Raw genomic sequence first — 533 nt, forward strand, 5'->3', positions numbered from 1 at the left:
GCGACGACAACGGCAGCTGGTACTTCCGTTTTTCTCACGAAGAAAATCCGCTGCACGTAACGGTTGAAAAAGGCTCCGTGTGCGTCAACGGCATCAGTCTTACCGTTATTGACTCCCACGCCAAAGGCTTTTCCGTGGCTATTATTCCCTACACCTACGAGCATACCAATCTGCACGCTTTGAAAGTAGGGGATAGGATTAATGTGGAGTTTGATATATTGGGGAAATACATTGCGAGACTAGTTAAGAGTTAAAAGTTAAGAGTTAAAAGTTAAAAGTGAAGTTGAAAGTTAGTTATGTTTTGTTTCTGAGGGTTTTTAAGGATGCTACGAGCATTTTGATGAGTTCATCGCAAGATGATTTTAGTTGCAAGTAATTGGTTTCGTTGAGAAAATCGGTATCCTTTAGTAAGTCTAGCCAATAGCCGCTTTCATTGGCTTCCTTAAGCGCAATATTAATTTTGCTGATAAAATCGGCTTTGCTTTGTCCAAATTCGGCTTCTCGAAGCAACGCTCCAATTGCTGTTCCCGATC

1 protein-coding gene and 1 pseudogene are annotated in these 533 nt (G+C 41.7%); one reads left to right on the forward strand and one right to left on the reverse strand.

Translation table 11 applies throughout. The features are described 5' to 3' along the window. Nucleotides 1–254 (forward strand): annotated as a pseudogene (locus B9T16_RS29240) (riboflavin synthase); the annotation flags it as partial. 40 nt (nt 255–294) lie between these two features. Here B9T16_RS29240 and B9T16_RS29245 read toward each other — a convergent pair. Further along, a partial coding sequence (locus tag B9T16_RS29245) for a four helix bundle protein (protein WP_410246453.1) occupies nt 295–533 on the reverse strand: 239 nt, incomplete at its 5' end.

The organism is Arthrospira sp. PCC 8006 (genome assembly GCF_046480465.1).
In the GTDB taxonomy this organism is placed as follows: domain Bacteria; phylum Cyanobacteriota; class Cyanobacteriia; order Cyanobacteriales; family Microcoleaceae; genus Limnospira; species Limnospira platensis.